We start from the raw sequence: 24,498 nt of genomic DNA, 5'->3' as shown, positions 1-24,498 counted from the left end.
GGGCTAGCATGAATCGAATCGACCAGCGTTTTTCCGAATTGAAGCAGCAGGGCCGCAAGGCTCTGATCCCTTACATCACCGCCGGGGACCCTGCGCCCCAGTACACGGTAGGCTTCATGCACGCCCTGGTGGATGCCGGGGCCGATGTGATCGAGCTTGGCGTGCCGTTCTCCGACCCGATGGCGGATGGCCCGGTCATCCAGAAGGCCTGCGAGCGGGCTCTGAAGCAGGGCACCCGGCTGGTGGACCTGCTGGACATGGTGGCCGAGTTTCGCCAGACCGATACCCAGACACCCATCGTGCTGATGGGCTACCTGAATCCTATCGAACGCATCGGTTACACGGCCTTTGCCGATAAAGCCGCCAGCGTCGGTGTGGACGGCGTGCTGGTGGTGGACATGCCGCCGGAAGAGGCGGACGAGTTCGGCCCGCTGCTCAAAGCGCGCGGCTTGGCAGCGATTTTCCTGGTTGCGCCTACCACTTCTCATGCCCGTGCCGCTACAATATGCGCCCACGGTGAGGGGTATCTTTACTATGTGTCGCTCAAAGGCGTGACCGGGGCGGCCACATTGAACGCAGCCGATGTCGCTGAACACCTGGCGCCGCTGCGTGACATGACCGATTTGCCGCTGTGCGTTGGGTTCGGCATTCGCGATGGGGTGACGGCCGCCGAGGTGGCGAAAGTCGCCGATGGCGTGATCGTCGGCAGCGCGCTGGTCAACCGCATTGCGGACAGCGTGGAGGCCCCTGAAACCATCGCCGGACAGTTGAAGAGCGTGTTGGCTGAAATGCGGACCGCCATGGATGCCTGAGTGCATCCTCTCATCGTCTACACTGAATCTTGAATTGACGACACTCATCAAGCTTGGCTTTGCCAAGCGTTGACGTATACGGAAGCCTTTTTGATATGAGCTGGTTAGACAAGATCGTGCCCTCCATGGGGCGTATCCAGCGGAAGGACCGTCGTGCCAGCGTGCCCGATGGCCTCTGGCGTAAATGTCCCAAATGCGAGGCGGTGCTGTACCTGCCGGAGCTGGAAAAGCACCACAGCGTCTGTCCCAAGTGTGACCATCACTTGCGTCTGACCGCCCGCAAGCGCCTTGACTGGTTCCTGGACAAGCAGGGGCGCGAAGAGGTGGGGGCCGAGATCGAGCCCAATGACCGCCTCAAGTTCCGCGACTCCAAGAAGTACAAGGACCGCCTGACGGCTGCCCAGAAAGAGACCGGTGAAAAAGACGCGCTGGTTGCCATGCGTGGCGAGCTGGATGGCCTGCCGGTCGTGGCCGTGGCCTTCGAGTTCACCTTCATGGGCGGCTCCATGGGTGCCGTGGTCGGCGAAAAGTTCGTGCGCGCGGCCACCATTGCGCTGGACGAGGGTATTCCGCTGATCTGCTTTGCTGCCTCGGGTGGCGCGCGGATGCAGGAAGCGCTGTTCTCGCTGATGCAGATGGCCAAGACCTCGGCAGCACTGGAGAAGCTCAAGCAGGCGGGCGTCCCCTATATTTCCGTGCTGACCGACCCGGTGTTTGGTGGCGTTTCCGCGTCGCTGGCCATGCTGGGTGACCTGAACATTGCCGAACCCAACGCACTGATCGGTTTTGCAGGCCCTCGTGTCATCGAACAGACCGTGCGCGAAACGCTGCCGGAAGGTTTCCAGCGCAGCGAGTTTCTGCTCGAACACGGCACGGTCGACATGATCGTACATCGTCATGACATGCGTGCGCGTGTCGGTGGTGTGCTGCGCAAGCTGACCCATCAGAACCCACTGCACGTCAGCGGTGAGCCGGAAGTCGATGCCGAGATCGCGGAGCCAGTGGTGGATGAAGCAGCTCTGGCCGATGCCGCAGAAAGCAGCGCTCAGGCAGAGCCTGCCAAGCCTGCGAGCGATGACGCGTCGCGCAATGCCTAGCACGTTAGCCGAATGGCTGAATCATCTTGAGACGCTGCATCCGGTAGGCATCGACATGGGCCTGGAGCGGGTGTCGCAGGTGGCCCGGCGCATGGGGCTGCTGGACCGCCCCCTGGCCCGCCAGGTGATTACCGTGGCAGGCACCAATGGCAAGGGCTCGACCCTTGCCATGATCGATGCGGTGGCGCGGGCGCATGGCCTGCGCACCGGTACCTACACGTCTCCTCATCTGCTGCGCTATAACGAGCGGGTCACACTGGAAGGGCGCGAAGCCAGTGACCAAACCCTGGTCGAAGGCTTCATTCAGGTGGAGGATGCTCGCCTGGAAGCGCCCGCCATCAGTCTGACCTACTTCGAGGCGGGCACTCTGTGTGCGCTCTGGTGTCTGGCCAATGCCGAGCTGGATCTGGCGGTATTGGAGGTAGGGCTGGGCGGGCGGCTGGATGCCGTCAACATCATCGATGCCGATGTGGCCATCGTGACTACCATCGCGCTGGATCATGCCAATTTCCTGGGGACCGATCTGGCTCAGATCGGGCGCGAAAAAGCAGGTATCTTTCGCCCCCTGAAACCCGCCGTGCTGGGAAGCTTGACGCTGCCCACGAGCGTGCTGGACACGGCCATTGCCGTGGCTGCGCCCAGCTACGTGCTGGGCGTGGGTTTCAGCCATAGCGCGGGTGACGAGCCGCCAGGAACTCCTTGGTGCTGGCATGGGCTCAACCGTGAAGGGGATACTCTTTCTCTTGACGCGCTGCCAGACCCAGGCTTGCCCATCGACAATGCGGCGACGGCGCTGCAGGCGCTGGCGCTGGCAGGCGTGCCGTTGAAGGTGCGGCCGGTCAGTGAAGCGCTGGCCACGGTGACGCTGCCGGGGCGCATGCAGTGGAGCGGGCAGTGGTGCCTGGACGTGGGGCATAATCCGCATGCGGCCAGCTATCTGGCGCGCAGGCTTCCCGCGCCGCCTGCCGGTGGTCGCCAGTGGGGGCTGCTTGGCATGCTCAATGACAAGGATGCCGACGGTGTGATCGAGGCATTGTTGCCGCGTATCCGTGACTGGGTCTGCGTCAGCCTGGAAGGCGAACGTGGCCGCTTGGCCAGCGAGCTTGCCGAGCGTATTACGTCGCTGGGCGGGCGCGTGTATCATTGCGCCGATTCTCCGCAGGCCGGGGCAGAGTGGCTGGCTCAACGGCTGACGCCAGAGGATCGGGTATTGGCAACGGGGTCATTCTTTACCGTGGCAGCGCTACTGGCGATGTCACTGCCTCAAGCATCGCCGCAGGCACGTTAAGCTGGAGGGAGAGGGATATGAAATACGGTAAAACGGAACGCATTAGCGGTCTCGTGATTCTGCTGGCCGTGCTGGCGATCATCGTGCCGTGGTTGATGAGTGACCCGGCTCCCCGGGAGGAGCGTCCGCAGCCCACCTTCGTGATCGAACAGCCGGTGAACGTGGTGCGTCAGGACGTTCCTGTGCCCGAGATGCCTGCTTCCATCAACGCGCCGTCTCCCCTCGAGCCGCTGGAGAATGCCGAGGTAGTGGACGAGCCCATCGAGGTCGTGCCGCTGGAACCGCAGACCGAGGCCGTTGCCAGTGCGCCCGCTGAGACGCCTCCGCCAGCGGCACCCGCCGAAGCGCCGCGCAGCGAACCGACGCCCGCTCCCGCCAATGACCCGATTGCCGAGCTGGTGGCTGCTAACCAGAACCGTGGCAGCAGTAGCAGCGGCAGCAGCAATGGTTCTGCTCCCCAGGCTCAGCAGCAGGGCGAATGGGCCGTTCAGGTAGGCAGTTTTGGCGATGCCGCCAATGCCCAGCGAATCAGCGACCAACTTACCAATCAAGGTTTCCGCGTTTTCCAGCGCCCGCGTGACAACAACCTCACCACCGTGCTGGTGGGCCCGTACGGCTCTTCAGAAGATGGCGAGGCGGCGTTGGCGCTGGTGAAAGAGCGCGCCAATGTTCAAGGCCTTCTGGTGCGGGTAAGAGACTGATCATGGCGCTGACCTGGATTGATGCCGTTTTTCTGGCCGTGCTGGCGCTATCGATGCTGGCAGGCTTCGTACGGGGCTTCGTGCGTGAATCGCTGGGGCTGGCTGCCTGGGTCGTCGCGCTGATGGTGGCGCGGGTGCTGGCCGAGCCGGTGGCCGAGCTGATGGCCGGCTTCATCGAGAGTTTCGATGCTCGCCTGGTGCTGGCCTTTGCGCTGGTCATCTTTGCGGTGATTCTACTGTGCGGAATCGTGATACGTATCGTTCACGCCGCCGTGGAGTGGGTGGGCATGGGGCTGTTGAACCGTTTTGCGGGCGCTGCGTTCGGGCTTGCCCGTGGCGCGGTCATCCTGCTGGTGGTGACCGTGCTGATCACCTTGACACCGTTGGCAGACCTTCAGGCATGGCAGGAAGCCTCGCTGCGCCCCACCTTCATCGAGTTGCGGGACTGGGCCGTAAGCCAACTGGACCAGTGGGAGCGTGAGCTGCCGACGCCACCGGCGTCGCTGCGCGATGTCTCGCTCCCCGAATTGCGCGTACCCGTTCAGCAGTAGCCGAGCGGTGGATGTCGTGCCGCTGTCTGGCAGCGGCACGAGTAAGTTTGATGATCATACGGGTTTGCACCAGCAAGCCGTGGTTTTAAAGCGAGGTAACTGGAATGTGCGGTATAGTGGGCCTTCTGGCCAAGCAGGCGGTAAATCAGGGAATCTACGATGCCCTGACCGTACTTCAGCATCGGGGCCAGGACGCTGCCGGCATGATGACCTGGAGCGAGGGACGCTTCCTACTGCGCAAGAGTAACGGCCTGGTCCGTGACGTTTTCCATACTCGCCACATGGCGCGCCTGAAAGGCAACCTGGGCATTGGTCACGTGCGCTATCCCACTGCAGGCTCCTCCAGTGAGGCCGAGTCTCAGCCGTTCTACGTCAACTCCCCCTACGGCATCGCGCTGGCCCACAACGGCAACCTGACCAACTCAGAGCAGTTGAAGCAGGAGCTGTTCTCCACGGACCTGCGCCATATCAATACCAGCTCCGACTCGGAAGTTCTGCTCAACGTCTTCGCCCACGAGCTGGGCAAGCAAGGGCTTCACCTGGAAGCCGAGGACATCTTCGATGCGGTGCGTCGCGTGCATCGTCGCTGCAAGGGTGGCTATGCGGCCGTGGCGATCATCAACGGGTTCGGTATGGTCGCTTTCCGTGACCCCCACGGCATTCGCCCGGTAGTGTTCGGCACGCGCCAGGACCCCAACGGCCAGGAAGTGATGATCGCTTCCGAGTCGGTGGCGCTGGACGTGGGTGGTTTCGAGCTGGCGCGTGACCTGGCGCCGGGCGAGGCCATCTTCGTCGACATGCAGGGTCAGATTCACACCCAGGTATGTGCCGACCGCCCCGAACTGCGTCCGTGTATCTTCGAGCACGTCTATCTAGCGCGCCCCGACTCCATCCTCGATGGCGCTTATGTCTACGGCACGCGCATGCAGATGGGTCGCAAGCTGGGCGACCGCATCATGAACGAGTGGCCCGACCACGATATCGATGTGGTCATCCCGATCCCGGACACCTCACGTACTTCGGCACTGGAGATGGCCCAGCATCTTGGCGTCACCTACCGCGAAGGCTTCATGAAGAACCGCTACATTGGCCGGACCTTCATCATGCCAGGGCAGACCCAGCGCAAGAAATCGGTGCGTCAGAAGCTGAATGCCATCGATGTCGAGTTCAACGGCAAGAACGTACTGCTGGTGGATGACTCCATCGTGCGCGGCACCACCTGCAAGCAGATCATCCAGATGGCCCGGGATGCCGGTGCCCGCAAAGTCTATTTCGCCTCGGCGGCGCCCCCGGTGCGTTACCCCAACGTTTATGGCATCGACATGCCCGCGGCCACCGAGCTGATTGCCCATGGCCGCACGGAAGATGAAGTGGGTCAGCTGATCGGCGCCGACCGCATTTTCTATCAGGACCTCGAAGACCTGAAGAGCGCCTGTCGCGAGGTCAACCCCGAGATGGAAGCCTTCGATTGCTCGGTGTTCGATGGCAACTACGTCACCGGCGATATCGACGAGGCCTACCTGGCGGTACTGGAAGCTAGCCGTAACGATGCGGCCAAGGACAACAGCGCGGGTGACCATGCGCTGGTTGACATGCACAATCAGGACGATGACCTGGACGACTGAACGCGCATGCGCTGGCAACTTTCCCTAGGGGGAGTTGCCGGGGGAATGGACGTTTTGGAAGCTGGACGTTTTGGAAAAGAGGGCGCTGCCATGCATGATGATCATCACCAGGAGGAGTGGTCGCTCGAAACGCTCGCCATTCGCGCGGGGCACCACCGCACGTTTGAGCAGGAGCATGCCGAGCCGATTTTTCCCACCTCGAGCTTTGTTTACGAGAGTGCTGCCGAAGCTGCCCGCAAGTTCGGTGGTCAAGAGCCGGGTAACGTCTACTCGCGCTTCACCAATCCGACGGTACATACCTTCGAACGCCGACTGGCGGCCCTCGAAGGCGGTGAGCGCTGCGTCGCCACCAGCTCTGGCATGGCTGCCATTCTTTCCACTGCCTTGGCACTGCTGTCGGCGGGGGATGAGATCGTGGCCTCGCGTTCGTTGTTTGGCTCTACGGTCAGCCTGTTCGACAAGTATCTGGGCAAATTTGGCATTACCACGCGCTATGTGGAGCTTTCCAATCTGGCAGCCTGGGAAGCCGCGGTGACGCCCGCAACTCGGCTGATGTTCGCCGAAACGCCGTCCAATCCGCTTTCCGAAGTGGCCGATATTCCGGCCCTGGCAGCGTTGGCGAAGCGCAGCGGGGCCTTGCTGGCCATCGATAACTGTTTCCTTACGCCTGCTCTGCAACAGCCGCTGGCACTGGGGGCCGACCTAGTGATTCACTCGGCCACCAAATACCTGGATGGCCAGGGGCGCGCCGTGGGTGGAGCGGTGGTGGGGCGTCATGACCTGCTGGAAGAGGTGTTTGGCGTCGTGAGGACCTGTGGCCCTTGCCTGAGTCCGTTCAACGCGTGGATCTTCACCAAGGGGCTCGAGACCCTGTCGCTGCGCATGAAGGCCCACTGCGAGAACGCCTTGAGCCTGGCCCGCTGGCTCGACCAGCACCCCGCCGTCACTCGGGTGTATTACAGCGGCCTGGAAGCGCACCCTCAGCATGCGTTGGCCAAGCGCCAGCAGCAGGGTTTTGGTGCCGTGCTGGGATTCGAGGTGCTGGGTGGGCAAGAGGGCGCCTGGCAGGTGATCGACGCCACGCGCATGCTGTCGATTACCGGCAATCTGGGCGATGTCAAAACCACCATCACTCACCCGGCCACCACGACCCACGGGCGCCTTTCCGATGAGCAAAAGGCCGCCGCAGGGATTGCGCCGGGGCTGATTCGGGTAGCCGTCGGGCTTGAAAGTCAGGCGGATATCCAGCGTGACCTGGCCCGTGGCCTGGATGCGCTGGCTGCTCGTTGAAGTACGATATTGTGACGACTGACCGGCCGAGAGGCCGGTTTTTTATTGGCGAAATACGCCGACGTTTCATAAAGTGACACGGTACGGGCACGATGAAACGGTTTTTCCGAACGATGCGTTCTGCTTTTTTCAGCAGTGTTTTGTCATGCGAAAGGTTATGATTTTCATAACAAGTGAAGCATGCTGTGGGGCAGCGTGCAGCCGTCAATGGGGAATCAAGGATGTGGCGTAATACACGCAGTGGCTGGGGGGTGATCAGTATCGCGTTTCACTGGCTGAGCGCTTTGACCATCATTGGGTTGTTCGCGTTAGGCTGGTGGATGACCGGGTTGGGTTATTACGACCCTTGGTACAATCAGGCTCCCTGGATTCACCGCTCGGTGGGTGTGCTACTGCTGCTGGTCACCTTTGGCCGATTGGCTTGGCGTTTCATGCAGCCGACCCCCGCGGCCGAGGGAGGGCGATTCGAGCGTCTGGCGGCTCACCTTGGCCACATCGCACTTTACGTTTTGATGCTGACGGTACTGTTCAGTGGCTACCTGATTTCGACCGCCAACGGGCGTTCCATCAGTGTGTTTGGCTGGTTCGATGCCCCTGCCATCCTGCATGGCCTGCCCAATCAGGCCAGCGTGGCGGGCGACATACACTGGTACAGCGCGTTGGCGCTCATGGTATTGGCAGGTGGGCATGCGTTGGCGGCATTGGTGCATCATTGGCGCTGGCGGCACGACACGCTGCGCCGCATGGTCAACCCGCGCCATGCGCAGCCAAAGCCCCATGCCCAGCCAAAGATTTGAACCCCTGTTCTACTCACCGCGGACTCATGATGGATCCGCAGTTTTGACCAAGGAAAGCGAGGAGATAGCAATGTTGAAGAAGACAGCGATTGCCACGGCACTGGCCGCAGCGGCTCTGATTCCCTTGAGCCAGGCTCAGGCGGCTGATTATCAGATCGATATCGAAGGCCAGCACGCATTCGTGCAGTTCAAGATCAACCATCTGGGCTTCTCTTACATTCTGGGCAGCTTCGAGACCTTCGATGGCCAGTTCCACTACGATGCCGACGACCTGGATGCGTCTTCCGTCTCCATGGAAGTGCAGGTCAACAGCCTGACCACCAACCATGCCGAGCGTGACCGTCATATTCTGAGCGCTGACTTCCTCAACGCCAGCGAATTCCCCACGGCGACCTTCACGTCCACTGGTTTCGAAGCCACGGGTGACAACGAAGGCGTGGTGACCGGCGAGCTGACGCTGCACGGCGAAACTCAGGAAATCGAAATGCCGGTGACCCTGATGGGCGAAGGTGAAGATCCCTGGGGTAACTACCGCGCTGGTTTCGAAGGCAGCACCATGCTGACGCTGAGTGATTTCGGCATCGACATGAGCGACTTCCCGGAAGCCATGCACGAGCTGGAGCTGTACGTCACCTTCGAAGGCATCCGCCAGTAAGCGATGACTGATCAGAACGCTGCCACCTTCACGGGTGGTGGCGTTTTTTGCGTTTTAAAGCCCCCGTAAATCGAGCAATACACCAAGGAGGCCGCCGTTGGCAGCCGCTATGCAACAACGTGAGTTGGCTATCACCCTGTGGCGTCAAACCTGGCCCATGGCCATTGGTGTTCTGGCGCTGCTCGGGTTTCAACTGGTCGACAGCGCCTTCATCGCGCGGCTGGGCACGGCCCCGCTGGCCGCGCAGTCGTTCACTTTTCCGCTGTCGTTTTTGATCATTGGTATTCAGGTGGGGATGGGCATCGCCATTGCGGCGCTCATCTCCCGAGCCCTGGGGGCCGGTGAGCAGGCCAGAGCCAGGCGCTTGAGCAACCTGGTGCTGTTGGCGGGTGGTGCGGTCATCGGTGTGCTGGCCGTCGTGCTTTGGGCGTTGCAGGAGCCCTTGTTCAGCCTGCTGGGGGCCGACCAGCGTGCGCTAGGGCACATCCGAGCCTACTGGGCGCCGCAGCTGTTCGCCGCCTGGTTGGGCGCCTTGCTTTACTTCATCTACAGCGTGTTTCGCGCCCACGGCGATACTCGGTTGCCTGGCAAGATGATGGTGGTCAGCAGCCTGGTGAACCTGGTGCTGGACCCGCTGTTCATTTTTGGCCTAGGCCCCTGGGAGGGGTGGGGGTTACCGGGTGCTGCCTGGGCCACGGCCATCGCCTTTGCCGTGGGCTTGTGGTTTACCTGCCGCAAGCTCTATCGGCGTGACTGGGCGACCTCGGTGGCGCTGTGGCCAGAGATCAAACGCTCCTGGCGGCCTTTCACCGGCATTGCCGCGCCAGCCATGGTCAGCCAGCTGATGCCGCCGCTGGCCGCCATGCTGGCGATTGCGGCGGTGGCGGGGCTGGGGGATACCCAGGTCGCGGCCTGGGGGTTGGCCAGCCGATTGGAAACCCTTTCGCTGATGGTGATTCTTGCCATGACCATGTCGCTGCCCCCCTGGTTGGGGCGCTGCTATGGGGCTGGAGACTGGGAGCAGATTCATCGTCTCATGCGCCTGGCGCTGACCGTGGCCGTGGCCTGGCAGTTGGCGTTGGGCGTGTTGTTGGCGCTGGCGTCACCCTGGGTGGCCATGGCGCTGGCCGGTAATCCGGAAGTGCAGAGCGAGCTGGCGCTGCTGATACGTTTTCTACTGCCCAGCTATGCGGCGCTGGGCGTGTGCATGCTGGTGGTGTCGGCGGGCAATGCGCTGGGCTGGCCGCTGCGGGCCATGCTGCTCTCCAGTGCGCGGCTGTTCGTGTGCTACCTGCCGTGCCTTTGGGTGGGTGCGCAGCTGTTTGGCTGGACGGGGCTGGCTGCGGGTGCCGCGGTGGGGAATGTGCTGGCAGGCCTGATGGCCTGGGGAGCGCTGCGGCGTATTCTCTCCCGCCCGCATCGGCGGGCGGGAGTGTCATGACCCGACGACAGGTTCAGTGCTGGCGGCGTGATTCCTGAAACGAGAAGTACAGGAATAGCAGCGCCATGGCGAGGTAGCCCATGACGAAGTCGGGGGCCGCATTGAAGGCCAGCTGGGGTGCATGCATCAGGCCAACGAATGAAAAGCCCGCCGCGATGGCGGCAAAGGCCGCTGCCCTGCGGAACTGATGGTCGATCACCGACACGGTCATGGCGCCCAGCAGGATGGCCATGAACATGGCACCTTGCCCCAGCACGACGATGGCGCTGGAGATGTCGCTGACCACCTCACCTGCTCCCCGGTTGAAGCGCGTCATCACGTAATTGGCGAAGTAGGGCAGCATCGCCAGGGCGATGGCCGGGTAGTAGCGGGTATCGTTGGCCTGGAACGCAGTGGCAATCATGGACATTCCCACGAACACCAGAATAGGCGCCACGACGGAGACCGGGATGATGGCCGCCAGGGCAGCAATCAGCCCGAACATGGTGGCCAGCGCGTAGACGGCGCCGTTCAGCAGGCTATAGCCGCGCCCGGCGCCCATCCATTTGGCACCCACCGTGGCAATGTAAACCGTCGTCGGGAACACGCCCCCAAACAAGGCCCCGATCATGGTGCCTGCACCATCCACGGCCTGGCACTCCCGTACATCGTACTTGTCGCCTGCGGCTTCCATGGCCTCGACGTTGTTCATGGTTTCGATGGCGTTGTACAGGGTAATGGGCAGCACCACGGTCAGGACGGCCAGCATGCCGGTGAACAGCAGGCCCAGCCCTTCGAACCAGGCGAGATTGGGCAGCAAGGGGTAGAACCCCAGGTGGGTGAAGGCATCGCTGAAGCGCTCGGTGCCTGCATCGCCAATCAGGTAGGCCATGGTCGTCCCGATGACGATGGCAAACAGCGAGGTGGGGAGCTTGAAGGGCATGCTCACCCTGGCGACCAGGCCCACGATGATGATCCCCAGCACCAGTAGCCCGATCACCGGCATTTCCAGTGTCTTGAACAGCATTTCACCCGCAATGAAGGTCAGCGCAACGCCTGCCACGGCACCCAGCATCGCGGCTCTGGGCAGGTGATACTGTACCCAGCGGCCCACGACGCTGATCAGGGCTTCGATGGCACCGCTGATGAAGCAGGCGGCCACGGCGACTTTCCAGGCGAGTTCGGCATCGCCGGTCAGCTGTTTGGCGGGCAGCAGCACCCCGAACAGGAAGACGAACATCACCGGCGTGGAAATACCGTAGGAGAGCGCCGTGACGTCGCTGCGGTTCTCCTTGCGCGCCAAGCGAGCGGCGCTCCAGGCGTAGTAGAAATTGCCCACCATGACGGCGACCGCCGCCCCTGGCAGCACCTGCCCATACACGATGGAAGCAGGGAAACCCATGCCCAGCATGGTAATGGCGATAATGACGAAATTGGCGATGTTGTTCTGGAACAGCGCAAAGAAAGCGTCGGTATCTTCTTTTTTGTACCAGGGGTAGGGAGTGCTGGCAGCCGCCATGTTGTGCCTCTCGGTTATGGTGTGTTGTATACAAGGCTACGCTGAGTGTGCCGAATATTTGACTAATCGGTCAAGCGTTGCGTTGTCACGGACGCCGCGCGGGCGCCCCAGGCTCTGGCGGCGAAGGCGCAATTGTACACATCATTGCCCAAGAGGTTGATCTTTCTAAACAAAAACGCCCAGGCCAAAGCCTGGGCGTGATACGTCGGTGCGCGAGATCAGTCGTTGACTGCCGCGATGGCCTTGGCCAGGTAGGGGAGGTTCTCGTGGGAGAAGCCTGCCACGTTGGCCCGGCCCGAGCGCACCATGTAGATGCCGAACTCGTCGCGCAGGCGGTCTACCTGTTCCGGAGTCAGGCCTGTGTAGGAGAACATGCCGCGCTGCTCGGCTACGCAGGCGTACTTTTCCGCCAGACCGTAAGGCTTGAGTGCCTCGACGAAATCGCGACGCAGGGTATTGATACGGTCGCGCATCTCCGTCAGCTCTTCACGCCACAGGGCGGACAGCTCGGCATCGTGGAGGATTTCACTGACGATGGCGCCGCCGTGGGCGGGCGGATTGGAGTAGTTTTCCCGAGCAACGATGGCCGCCTGAGAGCGTACGTTTTCCATCTGCTCGGCGTCCTTGGCCACCAGAATCAGGCAGCCAGTGCGCTCGCAGTAGATACCGAAGTTCTTGGAGCAGGAGCTGGTGATGATCACCTCATCCAGGTTTTCAGCCAGCAGACGAACGCCGTAGGCATCTTCTTCCAGCCCTTCGCCGAAGCCTTGGTAGGCGAAGTCGATCAGCGGCAGCAGCTTGCGCTCTTGCAGAACGGCCATGACTTCCTGCCACTGGGCTTGAGAAAGATCGAAGCCGGTGGGGTTGTGGCAGCAGGCATGCAGCACGACCACGTCGCCTTCGGGGATCTGCTTGAGTGCTGCCAGCATGCCCGCGAAATCCAGACGGTTCTCGGCATCGACGTAGGGGTATTTGTGCAGCGCAATGCCCGCCGCGGTGAAGATGCCGTGGTGGTTGGGCCAAGTGGGGTCGCTGACCCAGATGCCTTTGCCGGGCAACTGGCTGGCAATGAAATCGGCCGCCAGACGCAGAGCGCCCGTGCCGCCCGGTGACTGCGTGGCGCTGGCACGGTTGGCTTTCAATACCGCTGAGTCGGCACCCAGTACCATGGGCAGCACGGCATCGCCATAAGCAGGCGCGCCATGGGAGCCGATGTAGGTCTTGGTGGTTTCATTCTTGAGCAGGCGAGCTTCTGCTTCCTTGACCGCACGCATGACCGGGGTATTGCCCGCTGCGTCACGATATACACCGACACCAAGGTCCACCTTCTGCGGATTGGTGTCTTTCTTGAAAGCTTCGATCAACCCGAGAATGGCGTCTCCAGGGACTCGCTCAATTTGCTCAAACATTTATTCGACTACCTCGTCGGTTCTGGCGGCAAGAATGAAATCATTGAGATGCAGGCCGCGCAGGGTATGCGTCCACCAGGTCACGGTGGTGTGCCCCCACTCGGTCACGATGACCGGGTGATGCCCAGCCTGCTCGGCGACCTCACCGACACGCTGGGTAAATGCCAACGCATCCGCGAAATCACGAAACGCAAAGCGTCTCGTCAACTTCATGATGCCATCGTGTTCGATAATCTGCCACTCTGGAAGTGCGGCCAGATGGGGTTGGCATGCCTCATGAGCGAGCGGCATGGCATCTGACGACACGGGCTGGAAGGCAGTGCGAGCGAGGCTTTGCATGGTGGGTCTCCGAAGGCGACGTTACTAGCGTCAGGGTAGAAGACGCACGCAGTCCCGGCCAACCTCCTTGGCGCGATAGAGCGCCTGATCCGCACGCTCCATCAGGCTGGTCAGGGGTTCGCCACAGCGGTACTCCGCAACCCCGATGCTCAGCGTGACGCTGCTCTGGCCAATGCCGAAATCGTGCTCGGCGATGGTTTTGCGCAGGCGGTCGGCAAGCGCATGGCATTGCTGCAGCGAGGTGAGCGGCAACAGTACCATGAACTCTTCACCTCCCAGGCGGGCAACCACGTCTTCACAGCGCAGCAGCGAGCAGGTCAACGTGGCGAGCTGTTTGAGTACCTTGTCGCCCTGCAGATGTCCCCAGGCGTCATTGAGCTGCTTGAAGTGGTCGATGTCGATCATCATGACCGACAGTGGTGAGCCATGGCGCGTGCTCAGGGAGCTCAAATGCGTCAGTTGCAGCATCAACTTGCGCCGGTTGGCCAGGCCGGTCAGCGGGTCGGTGTCGCAAAGCCGACGCAGGCGCTGCTCTTCCAGCACCTGGTCGGTGATGTCCATCATGATACCGCTCCAGCGCACGCCATTGGTGAAAGGTTCGGGGTTGGCGCTGACCGCGATCCAGCGAGGGTTTTCTTCTGGAAAGGGGAATCGGAAGCGGGTGGTCAGCGGCAGCATCCAGCGTGCTGAGCGTTCGATGGCCGACATGATCTTTGGGTAGTCGCTGCCAGTGAGTTGTTCCAGCAGCGGCTGGGCATCTTCGGCGAGCTGGTGTTTGTCGATATAGGCAAGTGCCATGCCACCCCCTTCCAGATAGGGAAAATGCATATGGCCAGCGTGCGTGCGGTAAAACTGAAAAATGACCCCTGGGATGCTGCTGATCAACTCTTCCGTGCCCGGGGCGGCAGGCTTGGAAGTAACGGATGCCTCATTCACGGACATGCGTGAATCTCCAGACGATAGGCCTATTATAAGTTAGCTGTGAAGATTAGCCCTAAATAGGTAAATGGGATGTAAGCCATTGCTGACAAATTGTCTTTTATTAATAATTTTTTGGAATTAAAAGCAGATTTTAAATTCTATATGGCTCGTTTTTGGCGGAGATGGCCTGTGCAGAGCGCACCATTCGGTTTAAAATTACTTTTCGGCATATGAATTATTATTCTTATTACTTTGGTGGCGGGTTTGGCTGCACAGCAATCACACGAGGTGGATACGTCCATAATGGCAACCATGAGCGCACAGACAGGCGTTGGCCGTGTCAGTTTGGTAGGCGCAGGGCCAGGCGACCCGGAGTTACTGACCCTGAAAGCCTTTCGTCGGCTCAAAAGTGCCGAGGTGGTGCTTTATGACCGTCTGGTGAGTGATGAAATCATCGCGCTGCTGCCACAGGAAGCCGCGCGCTACTATGTGGGCAAGGCGCGTTCGTCCCACAGTGTGCCTCAGGAGGGAATCAATCAGGCATTGGTGGAATGGGCTCGGCAGGGCAAGCAGGTGGTGCGTCTGAAAGGTGGCGACCCGTTCATTTTTGGGCGTGGGGGGGAAGAGCTGGAAACCTTGGTGGCTGCCGGTATCGAGGTAGACGTCGTGCCCGGCATCACCGCCGCCTCGGGGTGTGCGGCTTATGCTGGCATACCGCTGACCCATCGCGATCATGCGCAATCCGTGCGTTTCGTGACCGGGCATTTGCAGCAGGGCGAGTTTACCCTCGATTGGCCTACTCTGGCGCAGCCTGGCCAGACCCTGGTGTTTTACATGGGACTGAGTAATTTGACGGCCATTTGTGAGGGGCTGATGGCCCATGGTTTGCCACCGGAAACGCCCTTGGCGCTGATCGAGCAGGGAACCACGCGTCAGCAGCAGACCCATACGGGCACCCTGCGGCAACTGCCGACGGCTTTTCTGCAAGGTGCCATCCAGCCGCCTACGCTATTGATCGTGGGAAGCGTGGTGACATTGCATGCGCGCCTTTCGTGGTTCGAGGTGGAACAGGGAGCCGCTCAGGGCTTTGGTGAAGAGAGCCATCTTTGCAAAGTGCATCGCCCGTGACGGCATCTGGCCACTCGAGAGAGGCAGGCTTCGAAGCCGTATCTTGCTGAGCGCTGGCGATATGCGGGTGGCTGTGTATGCTGGTAAGGACTACTTTTAGAAACGATCGTTGACGATAGCGAGCGATTTGACACTCACGTTGCTATTACCAGCAGCCAAGCGAAGAGAGGGATGCAGCATGTCAGAAGCAAACCACCCAGAGCCGCACACACCTGCTGGCAAGCCTGATATGAAGACGCTGTTTCAGGATAACCGCGTCAAGGGGATTGCCGGTATCGCGGCCATTGCGGTGATATGGGCCATCATGGCGCAGTCCAATGCAGGCACCCATCGTGATCGCGTCGAGCGGCTGGAAGGCCAGCTCAACAGTGTCGAGCAGGAGAATGCCCAGTTGAGCCAGCGCCTGGCCGAGGTCGAAGAAGCCGAAGCCGACCTGACCGCCATGCGTGAAGAAATTGCCTTGTTGGCGCAGCAGCAGGAAGAAGCTTCTGAAACGCTGGCGTCTGCTCAGGGCGAGGTAGGCACCGTGCAGTCGCGTCTGGAGGAGTTGGAAGCGCAGCGGGATGCCCTTGAGCAGGAAGTGACGTCACTGGAAGAGCGTCTGGCGGGCGCCGAGAGCGAGATGGAAAGCCTGCGCGAAGCGCGCGACCAGATCGTCAGTGAGCGTGATGAGGCCGAGTCTAGCCTGCAACAGATCGAAGATGCCCGTGAAAGCGCGGAGCAGGCGCGTCAGGAGGCTGAAGCGGCTCGTCAGGAAGCCGAAGAGCAGCGCCAGCAGGCGGTAGAAGAGCAGACGGCTGCCGAAGACGAGCTCAGTGAGCTGGAATCCCAGGTCAACGAGGCCAATGAGCGCCTGGCCGAGCTGGAAGAGCAGATTGCCAGCCAGCAGAGCGAGCTGGAGTCGCTGCAGGAAGAGCGCGATAGCGTGACCAGCGAGCGCGATGCGATGCAGTCCGAGATCGAGTCCATGACCCAGCTGCGCGAGGAGGAAGAAGAGAGCCTGAGCCAGGTGCGCGGTGAAATGGATGACCTTATGGTGGCGTTGGACATTGGCCGTGAGGAAGTCGCCAATGTCGAGAGCGATATCGAGACTCGCGAAGAGCAGCTGGAACGCTTGGAGAGCCAACTGCGCGAGTGGCGTGAAGAGCTGGCCGCGCTAGGCGACCGCCTGCACGTGGATGATGCTGCCAACGATGAGGTGCCTGACCTGTCAGGTGATCAAGAGAGCGATGGCGACGACGCTGACGCTGACGATACGCAAGCGCAGTAAACGGAGTTCCGATGGCTGAGGCCATCGTGTTCTTCCAAGAGCGGGCACGGGGCTTCCCATGCCCGCTTTTGTTTTTGTCGGTTTAGAAATGGGCGGTGGAGGAGTATCATTCCCGCCAGACCATGCAGGTATTCAACAACGGGAGAGCCATTGATGGATGGTGTGAAACATATCGTGGCCGTGGCCTCGGGCAAGGGTGGTGTCGGCAAGTCGACCGTGACCGTGAATCTGGCGCTGGCATTGTCGGCTCAGGGCTACCGTGTGGGCGTGCTGGACGCCGATATCTATGGACCCAGCCAGGCCCAGATGCTGGGCGTCAAGGAGGGCATGCGTCCTCAAGCCGGGGAGAACAATACATTTTTGCCCCTGGAAGCACACGGCATCCAAGCCATGTCGATGGCGTTCATGGTCAATACCCGTGATGCCATGGTATGGCGTGGCCCTATGGTGGTGGGGGCGTTCCAGCAGATGCTCACCCAGACCCAGTGGGACAACCTGGACTTCCTGCTGATCGACATGCCGCCCGGTACCGGCGACATTCAGTTGACCCTGGCGCAGAAAGTGGCCGTGTCGGGTGCGGTGATCGTGACGACACCTCAAGACATCGCGCTGCTGGATGCTCGCAAGGGCATCGAAATGTTCCGCAAGGTCAATGTGCCTGTGCTGGGGGTAGTCGAGAACATGAGCCTTTACCACTGTGAGCAGTGCGGCCATGAAGCGGCGATCTTTGGCACCGGTGGCGGTGACCGCATTGCCGAAGAGTATGATACGGCGGTGTTGGGTCGGCTGCCGCTGACCCTGTCGATTCGTGAATTGGCCGACTCCGGGCGCCCCAGCGTGGTTGCCGAGCCGGAGAGTTCCGTGAGCCAAACGTTTGCCGAGATTGCCCGTCAGGTGGCGCAGTCCGTCAACGCCCATCAATCCGGTGGCCCGACGATTTCCTTTAGCGAGTGATGAAGTAACCGATGAGCATTAAATCAGACAAGTGGATCCGCCGTATGGCGCAGAGCGATGCCATGATCGAGCCCTTCGAAGCCGAGCAGGTGCGCTACGTCAACGATCAGCGGGTGATCTCCTACGGCACGTCCAGCTACGGATACGATGTGCGCTGTGCCGATGAGTTCAAGGTGTTTACCAATATCCACTCGGCGATTGTCGATCCCAAGTCGTTCGATGACAAGAGCTTCGTCGATGTGAAAGGGGACGTGTGCATCATTCCCCCCAACTCGTTCGCGCTGGCACGCACGGTGGAGTACTTTCGTATTCCGCGTAACGTGCTGACCATTTGTCTGGGCAAATCGACCTACGCGCGCTGCGGCATCATCGTCAACGTGACGCCACTGGAGCCGGAGTGGGAAGGCCACGTGACGCTGGAGTTTTCCAACACGACCAACCTGCCTGCCAAGATCTATGCCCATGAAGGCGTTGCCCAGATGCTGTTCCTCGAATCCGACGAGGTCTGCGAAACCTCGTACAAGGATCGCGGCGGCAAGTACATGGGACAGCGTGGGGTGACCTTGCCCAGAACGTGATGGGGAAGGACTTAGCGATCAGTCATCGTCAGATGGCAGGATAAAAAACGCCCTGATGCAGTGATGCATCAGGGCGTTTTGGGTTGGGCGCAACGATGGGTCAGGCGTCGTTGGCTTCTTCGTCCAGCTCTTCGGCGGCATCCGCATGGGAAAGACGCATGCCGTGGGGCGGTAACAGGTGGCCATCCATGCGTGCGCCTTCGGCGGTGTATTGCAAGCGTCCTTCAAGGAACCAGTGAACGGCAATCGGGAAGATCAGGTGTTCACGGGCGTGGACCTTCTCCTTGAGGGTCTCGACGCTGTCGTCGGCGGTGACGGCGAGCTCGGCTTGCAAGACCACCGGCCCTCCGTCCAGCTCTTCGGTGACGAAATGCACGCTGCAACCATGCTGGGCAACGCCATCGGCCAAGGCTCTGGCGTGGGTGTTGAGGCCCTGGTAGGCAGGCAGCAGCGACGGGTGAATGTTGAGCATTTTGCCCAGGAAGCGCTGTACGAAGCGTGGCGTCAGAATCCGCATGAAGCCCGCCAGAACAATGAGATCCGGCTCATGGCGTTCGATCACCTTGATCAGCGCGCCGTCGTAGGCGTCGCGGCTATCGTATTCACGGTGGGGCAAAGCCACCGCTTCGATACCCGCTTCGTGGGCGCGCTTCAGACCGTAAGCGTCCGGCTCGTTGGAGATGACCGCGACGATTTCGCCGCCCAGACGGTCGTGCTGCTGGGCATTGATCAAGGCCTGCAGGTTGCTGCCGCTACCGGAGATCAACACCACGACACGACGTGCTCCCACGGGTTCCGGGGTCAGGTCGTTGATGGTATCCGTGCTGTACTCGGTACTGCTCATGCCTGCGGGCCTGCCTTGAGGTTGTTCAGCACCACGGCCTCGTCCTCGCGTGCCACGATGTGACCAATCTGGTACACGGTTTCACCTTGAGCCTGCAAGTGAGCCTTGGCGGCTTCCGCCTGGCTCGCAGGCACTACTACCACCATGCCGATGCCGCAGTTCAGCACGCGGTGCATTTCGGTTTCGTTGACGTTGCCCTTGGCTTGCAGCCAGTTGAATACTTCCGGGCGCTGCCAGGTGGTCAGGTCGATCTTTGCCGCCAGGTGGTCGGGCAGCACGCGGGGAATGTTTTCCAACAGGCCGCCGCCGGTGATGTGCGACAGCGCATGTACCGCCAGCTCCGTTTCACGCATCATCGAGAGCAGCGATTGCACATAGATGCGCGTGGGGGCCATCAGTGCCTCGCTCAGCGGCTTGCCGTCCACCTGCTCTTCCAGCGACGCCTGGCTGACTTCGAGGATCTTGCGAATCAGGGAGTAGCCGTTGGAGTGAGGGCCGGAAGAGGCGAGGCCCAGCAGTACGTCGCCTTCGGCAACCTTGCTGCCGTCCAGGATCTCCTCTTTCTCCACGACGCCAACGCAGAAGCCGGCCAGGTCGTAGTCGTTGCCTTCGTACATGCCGGGCATCTCGGCGGTTTCGCCGCCCACCAGGGCACAGCCGGCCAGTTCGCAGCCTGCACCAATGCCGGTGACCACGTCGGCGGCGATATCCACGTCCAGCTTGCCCGTGGCATAGTAGTCGAGAAACAGCAGCGGCTCGGCACCGGCCACGATCAAGTCGTTGACGCACATGGCTACCAGGTCGATCCCAATAGTGTCATGCTTGCCCAGGTCCATGGCCAGACGCAGCTTGGTGCCTACGCCGTCGGTACCAGAGACCAGTACGGGTTGACGGTAACCCGCAGGCAGCTCGCACAGGGCGCCGAAACCGCCGAGGCCGCCCATGACCTCCGGGCGTGACGTGCGCTTGGCCACATGCTTGATGCGGTCCACCAAGGCATTGCCTGCATCAATATCGACGCCTGCGTCCTTGTAGCTGAGAGAGGGAGTCGACTGGGAAGAGGAGGTCTCGGTCATGACGGGTCCTGTGAAGCCTATGCAAAGCGATTGTGCTGGCAAATTGCCAGTGCCGGAGCGATAACGGCCTGCGATTGTATCACTGCGCGACGTAAGTCGCACCGATGGACACGTTATCAGATGCGTGCTGGCCAGGTTTTGTTACTATTCATTGCTTGACGCTGACCGTTTATCCAGGAAGGAGAGAGTGAAATGCGACATTCGTGGTGGGGCATCCTGTTTTTGGTGGCCCTGGTTGGCGTTGTATATTTGCTGGATGCCGTCTTGATGCCCTTCATTGCCGGACTGATTCTGGCGTACCTGGCAGACCCGTTGACCAACTATTTTCAGCGGCTGGGCCTCAAGCGGGTGTGGGCGGTCAGTAGCGTATTCCTCATTTTACTGCTGGTGCTGGCCATCAGTCTGTTGATTCTGATTCCGCTGGTCATCCAGCAGATCAAGCAGCTTGGGGAGATGGTGCCGGGGGTGTTCGACTGGGTGGAAAACTACCTGGCCCCGCAGGTGCAGGAGTGGACGGGGTATGACCTGCGTTCCGAGCTGGACAATGTTCAGGAGACCCTGGCTGAAAATTGGCGCGATGCCGGTAGCTACCTGGCCCAGGCGCTTGGTCAGATCGGCCGTTCGGGCATGGCGTTTGCCACGTGGGTGACCTATGTGGCGTTGATCCCGGTGGTCACCTTTTACCTCTTGCTCGACTGGAACCGGTTGCTGAACAATCTGATCGACTTGATTCCGCGTCACTGGGTCGATGACGCCACTCGGCTGGCCAAGCGCTGTGACGAGGTGTTGGCGGCTTTCCTGCGCGGGCAGTTGCTGGTCATGCTGTGCCTGGGCATTATCTATGCGGTGGGTCTGACCCTGATGGGGCTGAATTTTGGCCTGTTGATCGGTGTCATTTCTGGCCTAGTGAGCATCGTCCCCTTTCTGGGGTTCATCGTTGGGCTCAGCAGTGCCTTGGTGGTGGCATTGTTCCAGTTCGACAGCTGGTGGGCGCTGTTGGGAGTGCTGGGGGTATTCAGCCTGGGGCAGGTCATCGAAAGTGTCGTGCTGCAGCCCAAATTGCTGGGTGACAAGATTGGCTTGCACCCGGTGGCGGTCATTTTTGCGGTACTCGCGGGGGGCAATCTGTTTGGCCTGACCGGGGTGCTTCTGGCCTTGCCAGCGGCTTCGGTCATCATGGTGCTGCTCAAGGAAGTCAAAGAGCGTTACCAGAACAGTGCCTTGTATGATGAGACGCTGGAGCCGACGTCGCCGCCGCACGAACTGGGTCTCCAGGACAAAAGGGAGTCTTCATGAGCCGATTGCCGGCACAGTTACCGCTCGGGGTGGGGTTGCGTGATGACGCAACGCTGAACAATTACTATCCCTCGAGCGGTAATGCAGCTCTGGTGCAGCATCTGACGCAACAGCTGTCGCCAGATGCCGAGCCGTTCATCTATCTTTGGGGCGCGCCGGGCAGCGGCCGTAGTCATCTGTTGCAGGCGGCCTGCCACGCGGCGTCGGATCAGGACAAGCGTGCCCTTTACCTGCCGTTGGCCGACCTGGGCCATTTCCCACCGCTGATGCTGGAGGATATCGAGCGTCTTGACCTGGTGGCCATCGACGACCTCGAATACGTCATCGGGCGCAAGCGTTGGGAAGAGGCGTTGTTCCATGCGTTCAATCGCTTGCGAGATGCTGGCAAAGCGCTCTTGATCGCCGCCAATGCGCCGCCCAGGCGGCTGGACGTCGTGCTACCGGATCTGGCCTCACGGTTGACCTGGGGGGTGACGTTTCATCTTCACCCGCTGGATGACCAGGAGCGCCTGGCCGCCTTGAAGCTGCGGGCTCGGGTCAGGGGAATGGAGTTACCCGACGATGTGGGGCGGTATATCCTGCATCGCGGCCCCCGGGAGCTTGGCGAGCTGTGTCGGGCGTTGGAGACCCTGGATCAGGCGTCGCTGTCGGCCAAGCGCAAGCTGACCATCCCTTTCGTGAAAGGCGCACTCAACTGGTAGACATCATTGGCAGGCACCATGAAAAAGCCCCGAGCACAGCGTGCTCGGGGCTTTTTACGTTGGGCTGGCCTCACTCACGTGCCACCAGCCTGGCGTTTGATCAGGCGCTCTTGCTCATTTTGCTGGCGGCTGCCTGAGCCTGCTTGACGTTTTCTTCGGTCAGCTTCTGGCTTTTCTGCAGGAAATCCTGCTGCAGCGATACTACCTTGTCAGCGTCGCCCTTGACGCGCTCGGCCAGGTCCTTGGCCACTTTTTGCTGGCTTTCCATGTAGCTGCGCAGGCCATCGGCATCCTTGACGCTCATCAGCTGACGCACCTGAGCGATGCCGGTGTCCACGTACGCTTTGTTCGCGTCCAGCTGGGCATTCAGCAGTTTTTCAGAGTAGTCGATGCTCAGGGTCATGTAAGCACGGGCAGGTGCCATGAACAGGTTGTCGAACTGCTGAGTCATTTCGTTGGTGTTGAAGGTACGCATGGTGATGTCTCCTGGCCTTGTTTTGGGCAAAGTCTTGGGCAAAGTCTTAGGCAAACGGATTGCTGATCGAGTAGGGCAATCCAATATTCAAGGCTCAGCAACCGCGTTCCTGAAATCGCTACTGCAACTGCTGACCTCATCTTGCTTTGCAGCATAACAGCTGTTTTTGTGCAGTGCAACATGGCGCAATCGCCTCTTGCCCTCCATGCTGTGGGGACGCTGTTTACCGATCCACGGAACATCGCTACACTTTAAGTTATGGATAATCATTATCATTTGTTCGTCGGTGCTGGCTATGCCAGCCATTGACGAGCGAACTGAACTCGATGAGCCAATTGGAAAAGGAGAGCACCATGAGCACGCGGATTGAACGAGACAGCATGGGCGAGCTGGAAGTGCCCGCAGAAGCCCTCTACGGTGCCCAGACACAGCGGGCGGTGAACAACTTCCCGGTGTCGGGCACCCCGCTGCCCGCGGCGTTCATTCACGCCGTGGCGCGCATCAAGCTGGCTGCCGCGCGCAGCAATCAGGCGCTGGGGCTGCTGGATGAGCAGCGCGCCGCGGCCATCGAAAAGGCGGCCATGGCGGTGATCGACGGGCAGTACGATGAGCACTTCCCAGTGGATGTGTTCCAGACGGGGTCGGGCACCTCCACCAACATGAACGTCAATGAGGTGCTGGCGACCCTGGCCAGTCGTGAAGGGGTCGAGGTCACGCCCAATGATCACGTCAACATGGGGCAGTCCAGTAACGATGTCATCCCGACCGCCATTCATCTGTCCGCGGCGATTGCGGTACATGAACAGCTCCGACCTGCCTTGGTGCAGCTGAAAGAGACCATCGACCGCCGTGCCGAAGCGCTTTCCCACGTTGTGAAGACCGGGCGCACGCATTTGATGGACGCCATGCCGCTGCGCATGGACCAGGAACTGGGTGGTTGGTCCAGCCAGGTGGGGCAGGCCATCGAACGTTTTGACAGCGCTCAGCAGCGGCTTTGCCGATTGGCGCAAGGCGGTACGGCAGTGGGCACGGGTATCAATACGCCTGAAGGGTTTGCCGAACGGGTGGCCGAGGACCTGAGTCGACAAACAGGGCTTTCTCTGGTGCCCAACGACAGCTTCTTCGCCAGCCTGGGCTCTCAAGATGCTGCCGTGGAGCTGTCCGGGCAGCTGCGCGGCTTTGCCTGTGTGGTGATGAAAATTGCCAATGACCTGCGCTGGATGAACTCTGGACCGCTGGCAGGGCTGGGTGAGATCGAGCTGGAGGCGCTGCAGCCGGGGAGCTCCATCATGCCTGGCAAGGTCAATCCGGTGATTCCCGAGTCCGCGGCCCAGGCGGCGGCTCAGGTGATCGGCCTGGACACGGCGGTGACCGTGGCCGGGCAGAGCGGTAACTTTCAGCTGAACGTGATGCTACCGCTGGTGGCGGCCAATCTGCTGACCTCCATTACGCTGATGAGCAACACTGCCACGCTGCTGGCCGAGCGGGCCATCGCCACTTTCAAGGTGCGCGAGGACAATTTGCAGGGGCCGCTGGCGCGCAACCCGATTCTGGTCACGGCACTGAACAGTGTCATTGGATATAACGCTGCCGCGGCCATTGCCAAGAAGGCGTATCAGGCGGGTCGGCCCATCATCGACGTGGCCGAGGAAGAAACCGACCTGGACCGCGCGACCCTGGAGCGCTTGCTTGACCCGGCGGTGCTCACGCGTGGGGGGATTCCTCAGTAAACAGCCGCGCTCTGGCCTGGTT

24 protein-coding genes are annotated in these 24,498 nt (G+C 60.9%); 17 read left to right on the top strand and 7 right to left on the bottom strand.

Annotation, left to right across the window (positions count from 1 at the left end; translation table 11 throughout):
- Positions 1-8: 8 nt before the first annotated feature.
- The 10 genes from trpA to LG409_RS09870 all read left to right on the top strand — a co-directional run bounded on the left by trpA (position 9) and on the right by LG409_RS09870 (position 10,257).
- Entirely contained in the window at positions 9-812 is an 804-nt protein-coding gene (gene trpA, locus LG409_RS09915) for a tryptophan synthase subunit alpha (RefSeq protein ID WP_189463530.1), read from the top strand.
- Between the two features lie 95 nt (positions 813-907).
- Entirely contained in the window at positions 908-1,909 is a 1,002-nt protein-coding gene (gene accD, locus LG409_RS09910) for an acetyl-CoA carboxylase, carboxyltransferase subunit beta (protein WP_039179919.1), read from the top strand.
- Complete coding sequence (gene folC / locus LG409_RS09905) at positions 1,902-3,197, top strand: bifunctional tetrahydrofolate synthase/dihydrofolate synthase (protein WP_227406563.1); 1,296 nt, start codon at positions 1,902-1,904, stop codon at positions 3,195-3,197. Before accD ends, folC begins: the two co-directional genes overlap by 8 nt.
- Before the next feature lie 17 nt (positions 3,198-3,214).
- On the top strand, positions 3,215-3,898 hold the full coding sequence (locus LG409_RS09900) for an SPOR domain-containing protein (protein ID WP_144983242.1): 684 nt from the start codon (positions 3,215-3,217) through the stop codon (positions 3,896-3,898).
- 2 nt (positions 3,899-3,900) lie between these two features.
- Complete coding sequence (locus LG409_RS09895) at positions 3,901-4,449, top strand: CvpA family protein (RefSeq protein ID WP_039179928.1); 549 nt, start codon at positions 3,901-3,903, stop codon at positions 4,447-4,449.
- 104 nt (positions 4,450-4,553) lie between these two features.
- Positions 4,554-6,074 (top strand): amidophosphoribosyltransferase, encoded by a 1,521-nt coding sequence (gene purF / locus LG409_RS09890; RefSeq protein WP_227406562.1) that lies wholly within the window; start codon positions 4,554-4,556, stop codon positions 6,072-6,074.
- A 90-nt stretch (positions 6,075-6,164) separates the two neighbouring features.
- Positions 6,165-7,364: an O-succinylhomoserine sulfhydrylase gene (locus tag LG409_RS09885; protein WP_144983245.1), complete on the top strand. Its 1,200-nt coding sequence runs from the start codon at positions 6,165-6,167 to the stop codon at positions 7,362-7,364.
- Between the two features lie 221 nt (positions 7,365-7,585).
- Positions 7,586-8,161: a cytochrome b gene (locus LG409_RS09880; protein WP_096922870.1), complete on the top strand. Its 576-nt coding sequence runs from the start codon at positions 7,586-7,588 to the stop codon at positions 8,159-8,161.
- A gap of 70 nt (positions 8,162-8,231) precedes the next feature.
- Positions 8,232-8,816: a YceI family protein gene (locus LG409_RS09875; protein ID WP_193461891.1), complete on the top strand. Its 585-nt coding sequence runs from the start codon at positions 8,232-8,234 to the stop codon at positions 8,814-8,816.
- A 109-nt stretch (positions 8,817-8,925) separates the two neighbouring features.
- Positions 8,926-10,257: an MATE family efflux transporter gene (locus LG409_RS09870; RefSeq protein ID WP_446719100.1), complete on the top strand. Its 1,332-nt coding sequence runs from the start codon at positions 8,926-8,928 to the stop codon at positions 10,255-10,257.
- A 13-nt stretch (positions 10,258-10,270) separates the two neighbouring features.
- On the opposite strand, the gene LG409_RS09865 is transcribed toward LG409_RS09870, so the two are convergent.
- The 4 genes from LG409_RS09865 to LG409_RS09850 all read right to left on the bottom strand — a co-directional run bounded on the left by LG409_RS09865 (position 10,271) and on the right by LG409_RS09850 (position 14,445).
- Positions 10,271-11,755 (bottom strand): NCS2 family permease, encoded by a 1,485-nt coding sequence (locus LG409_RS09865; RefSeq protein ID WP_227406560.1) that lies wholly within the window; start codon positions 11,753-11,755, stop codon positions 10,271-10,273.
- A gap of 218 nt (positions 11,756-11,973) precedes the next feature.
- Positions 11,974-13,164, bottom strand: a complete 1,191-nt coding sequence (locus tag LG409_RS09860; RefSeq protein ID WP_096922872.1) for an amino acid aminotransferase — start codon at positions 13,162-13,164, stop codon at positions 11,974-11,976.
- Positions 13,165-13,503 carry a 4a-hydroxytetrahydrobiopterin dehydratase gene (locus tag LG409_RS09855; RefSeq protein ID WP_096922873.1) on the bottom strand — a complete coding sequence of 113 codons (339 nt, stop codon included), beginning with the start codon at positions 13,501-13,503 and terminating at the stop codon, positions 13,165-13,167.
- 30 nt (positions 13,504-13,533) lie between these two features.
- Positions 13,534-14,445, bottom strand: coding sequence for a GGDEF domain-containing protein (locus tag LG409_RS09850; protein ID WP_144983261.1), 912 nt, complete (start codon positions 14,443-14,445; stop codon positions 13,534-13,536).
- A gap of 291 nt (positions 14,446-14,736) precedes the next feature.
- On the opposite strand from LG409_RS09850, the gene cobA reads away from it, so the two are divergent.
- From cobA to dcd, 4 genes are all read left to right on the top strand, one after another.
- A complete protein-coding gene (gene cobA, locus LG409_RS09845) occupies positions 14,737-15,552 on the top strand; it encodes a uroporphyrinogen-III C-methyltransferase (protein WP_227406559.1) in 816 nt (271 codons plus the stop codon).
- Between the two features lie 178 nt (positions 15,553-15,730).
- A complete protein-coding gene (locus tag LG409_RS09840) occupies positions 15,731-16,822 on the top strand; it encodes a kinesin (protein ID WP_144983264.1) in 1,092 nt (363 codons plus the stop codon).
- A 153-nt stretch (positions 16,823-16,975) separates the two neighbouring features.
- Positions 16,976-17,776 (top strand): iron-sulfur cluster carrier protein ApbC, encoded by an 801-nt coding sequence (gene apbC / locus LG409_RS09835; protein ID WP_052196470.1) that lies wholly within the window; start codon positions 16,976-16,978, stop codon positions 17,774-17,776.
- A gap of 11 nt (positions 17,777-17,787) precedes the next feature.
- Positions 17,788-18,354, top strand: coding sequence for a dCTP deaminase (dcd, locus tag LG409_RS09830; protein ID WP_039182260.1), 567 nt, complete (start codon positions 17,788-17,790; stop codon positions 18,352-18,354).
- A 100-nt stretch (positions 18,355-18,454) separates the two neighbouring features.
- Here the strand turns inward: dcd and purN are convergent, their stop codons facing one another.
- A complete protein-coding gene (gene purN / locus LG409_RS09825) occupies positions 18,455-19,198 on the bottom strand; it encodes a phosphoribosylglycinamide formyltransferase (RefSeq protein WP_227406558.1) in 744 nt (247 codons plus the stop codon).
- Positions 19,195-20,274 carry a phosphoribosylformylglycinamidine cyclo-ligase gene (purM, locus tag LG409_RS09820; RefSeq protein WP_227406557.1) on the bottom strand — a complete coding sequence of 360 codons (1,080 nt, stop codon included), beginning with the start codon at positions 20,272-20,274 and terminating at the stop codon, positions 19,195-19,197. Before purM ends, purN begins: the two co-directional genes overlap by 4 nt.
- A gap of 192 nt (positions 20,275-20,466) precedes the next feature.
- Between purM and LG409_RS09815 the strand changes: the two genes are divergently transcribed.
- Complete coding sequence (locus tag LG409_RS09815; protein ID WP_039182252.1) at positions 20,467-21,570, top strand: AI-2E family transporter; 1,104 nt, start codon at positions 20,467-20,469, stop codon at positions 21,568-21,570.
- Complete coding sequence (hda, locus tag LG409_RS09810) at positions 21,567-22,271, top strand: DnaA regulatory inactivator Hda (protein WP_039182250.1); 705 nt, start codon at positions 21,567-21,569, stop codon at positions 22,269-22,271. The genes LG409_RS09815 and hda overlap by 4 nt, the downstream gene beginning before the upstream one ends.
- A 100-nt stretch (positions 22,272-22,371) precedes the next feature.
- On the opposite strand, the gene LG409_RS09805 is transcribed toward hda, so the two are convergent.
- A complete protein-coding gene (locus tag LG409_RS09805; protein ID WP_039182247.1) occupies positions 22,372-22,746 on the bottom strand; it encodes a phasin family protein in 375 nt (124 codons plus the stop codon).
- Positions 22,747-23,099: 353 nt separating this feature from the next.
- Here LG409_RS09805 and LG409_RS09800 point away from each other — a divergent pair, with 353 nt between their 5' ends.
- Positions 23,100-24,476 carry a class II fumarate hydratase gene (locus tag LG409_RS09800; RefSeq protein ID WP_193461895.1) on the top strand — a complete coding sequence of 459 codons (1,377 nt, stop codon included), beginning with the start codon at positions 23,100-23,102 and terminating at the stop codon, positions 24,474-24,476.
- Positions 24,477-24,498: the final 22 nt, after the last annotated feature.

It is taken from the genome of Halomonas sp. NyZ770 (genome assembly GCF_020616575.1).
In the GTDB taxonomy this organism is placed as follows: Bacteria; Pseudomonadota; Gammaproteobacteria; order Pseudomonadales; family Halomonadaceae; genus Vreelandella; species Vreelandella hamiltonii.
This window is presented reverse-complemented; position numbering and strand designations above follow the sequence as displayed.

What these genes read in the sequence shown, in the direction of transcription:
- purF (WP_227406562.1), top strand. Translation starts at nt 4,554, where the DNA reads ATGTGCGGTATAGTGGGCCTTCTGGCCAAGCAGGCGGTAAATCAGGGA.
- LG409_RS09815 (WP_039182252.1), top strand. Translation starts at nt 20,467, where the DNA reads ATGCGACATTCGTGGTGGGGCATCCTGTTTTTGGTGGCCCTGGTTGGC.
- LG409_RS09855 (WP_096922873.1), bottom strand. Translation starts at nt 13,503, where the DNA reads ATGCAAAGCCTCGCTCGCACTGCCTTCCAGCCCGTGTCGTCAGATGCC.
- LG409_RS09865 (WP_227406560.1), bottom strand. Translation starts at nt 11,755, where the DNA reads ATGGCGGCTGCCAGCACTCCCTACCCCTGGTACAAAAAAGAAGATACC.
- LG409_RS09880 (WP_096922870.1), top strand. Translation starts at nt 7,586, where the DNA reads ATGTGGCGTAATACACGCAGTGGCTGGGGGGTGATCAGTATCGCGTTT.
- LG409_RS09895 (WP_039179928.1), top strand. Translation starts at nt 3,901, where the DNA reads ATGGCGCTGACCTGGATTGATGCCGTTTTTCTGGCCGTGCTGGCGCTA.
- LG409_RS09850 (WP_144983261.1), bottom strand. Translation starts at nt 14,445, where the DNA reads ATGTCCGTGAATGAGGCATCCGTTACTTCCAAGCCTGCCGCCCCGGGC.
- LG409_RS09900 (WP_144983242.1), top strand. Translation starts at nt 3,215, where the DNA reads ATGAAATACGGTAAAACGGAACGCATTAGCGGTCTCGTGATTCTGCTG.
- LG409_RS09860 (WP_096922872.1), bottom strand. Translation starts at nt 13,164, where the DNA reads ATGTTTGAGCAAATTGAGCGAGTCCCTGGAGACGCCATTCTCGGGTTG.
- accD (WP_039179919.1), top strand. Translation starts at nt 908, where the DNA reads ATGAGCTGGTTAGACAAGATCGTGCCCTCCATGGGGCGTATCCAGCGG.
- LG409_RS09805 (WP_039182247.1), bottom strand. Translation starts at nt 22,746, where the DNA reads ATGCGTACCTTCAACACCAACGAAATGACTCAGCAGTTCGACAACCTG.
- LG409_RS09800 (WP_193461895.1), top strand. Translation starts at nt 23,100, where the DNA reads ATGAGCACGCGGATTGAACGAGACAGCATGGGCGAGCTGGAAGTGCCC.
- purM (WP_227406557.1), bottom strand. Translation starts at nt 20,274, where the DNA reads ATGACCGAGACCTCCTCTTCCCAGTCGACTCCCTCTCTCAGCTACAAG.
- dcd (WP_039182260.1), top strand. Translation starts at nt 17,788, where the DNA reads ATGAGCATTAAATCAGACAAGTGGATCCGCCGTATGGCGCAGAGCGAT.
- purN (WP_227406558.1), bottom strand. Translation starts at nt 19,198, where the DNA reads ATGAGCAGTACCGAGTACAGCACGGATACCATCAACGACCTGACCCCG.
- apbC (WP_052196470.1), top strand. Translation starts at nt 16,976, where the DNA reads ATGGATGGTGTGAAACATATCGTGGCCGTGGCCTCGGGCAAGGGTGGT.
- folC (WP_227406563.1), top strand. Translation starts at nt 1,902, where the DNA reads ATGCCTAGCACGTTAGCCGAATGGCTGAATCATCTTGAGACGCTGCAT.
- LG409_RS09885 (WP_144983245.1), top strand. Translation starts at nt 6,165, where the DNA reads ATGCATGATGATCATCACCAGGAGGAGTGGTCGCTCGAAACGCTCGCC.
- LG409_RS09875 (WP_193461891.1), top strand. Translation starts at nt 8,232, where the DNA reads ATGTTGAAGAAGACAGCGATTGCCACGGCACTGGCCGCAGCGGCTCTG.
- trpA (WP_189463530.1), top strand. Translation starts at nt 9, where the DNA reads ATGAATCGAATCGACCAGCGTTTTTCCGAATTGAAGCAGCAGGGCCGC.
- LG409_RS09840 (WP_144983264.1), top strand. Translation starts at nt 15,731, where the DNA reads ATGTCAGAAGCAAACCACCCAGAGCCGCACACACCTGCTGGCAAGCCT.
- hda (WP_039182250.1), top strand. Translation starts at nt 21,567, where the DNA reads ATGAGCCGATTGCCGGCACAGTTACCGCTCGGGGTGGGGTTGCGTGAT.
- cobA (WP_227406559.1), top strand. Translation starts at nt 14,737, where the DNA reads ATGAGCGCACAGACAGGCGTTGGCCGTGTCAGTTTGGTAGGCGCAGGG.
- LG409_RS09870 (WP_446719100.1), top strand. Translation starts at nt 8,926, where the DNA reads ATGCAACAACGTGAGTTGGCTATCACCCTGTGGCGTCAAACCTGGCCC.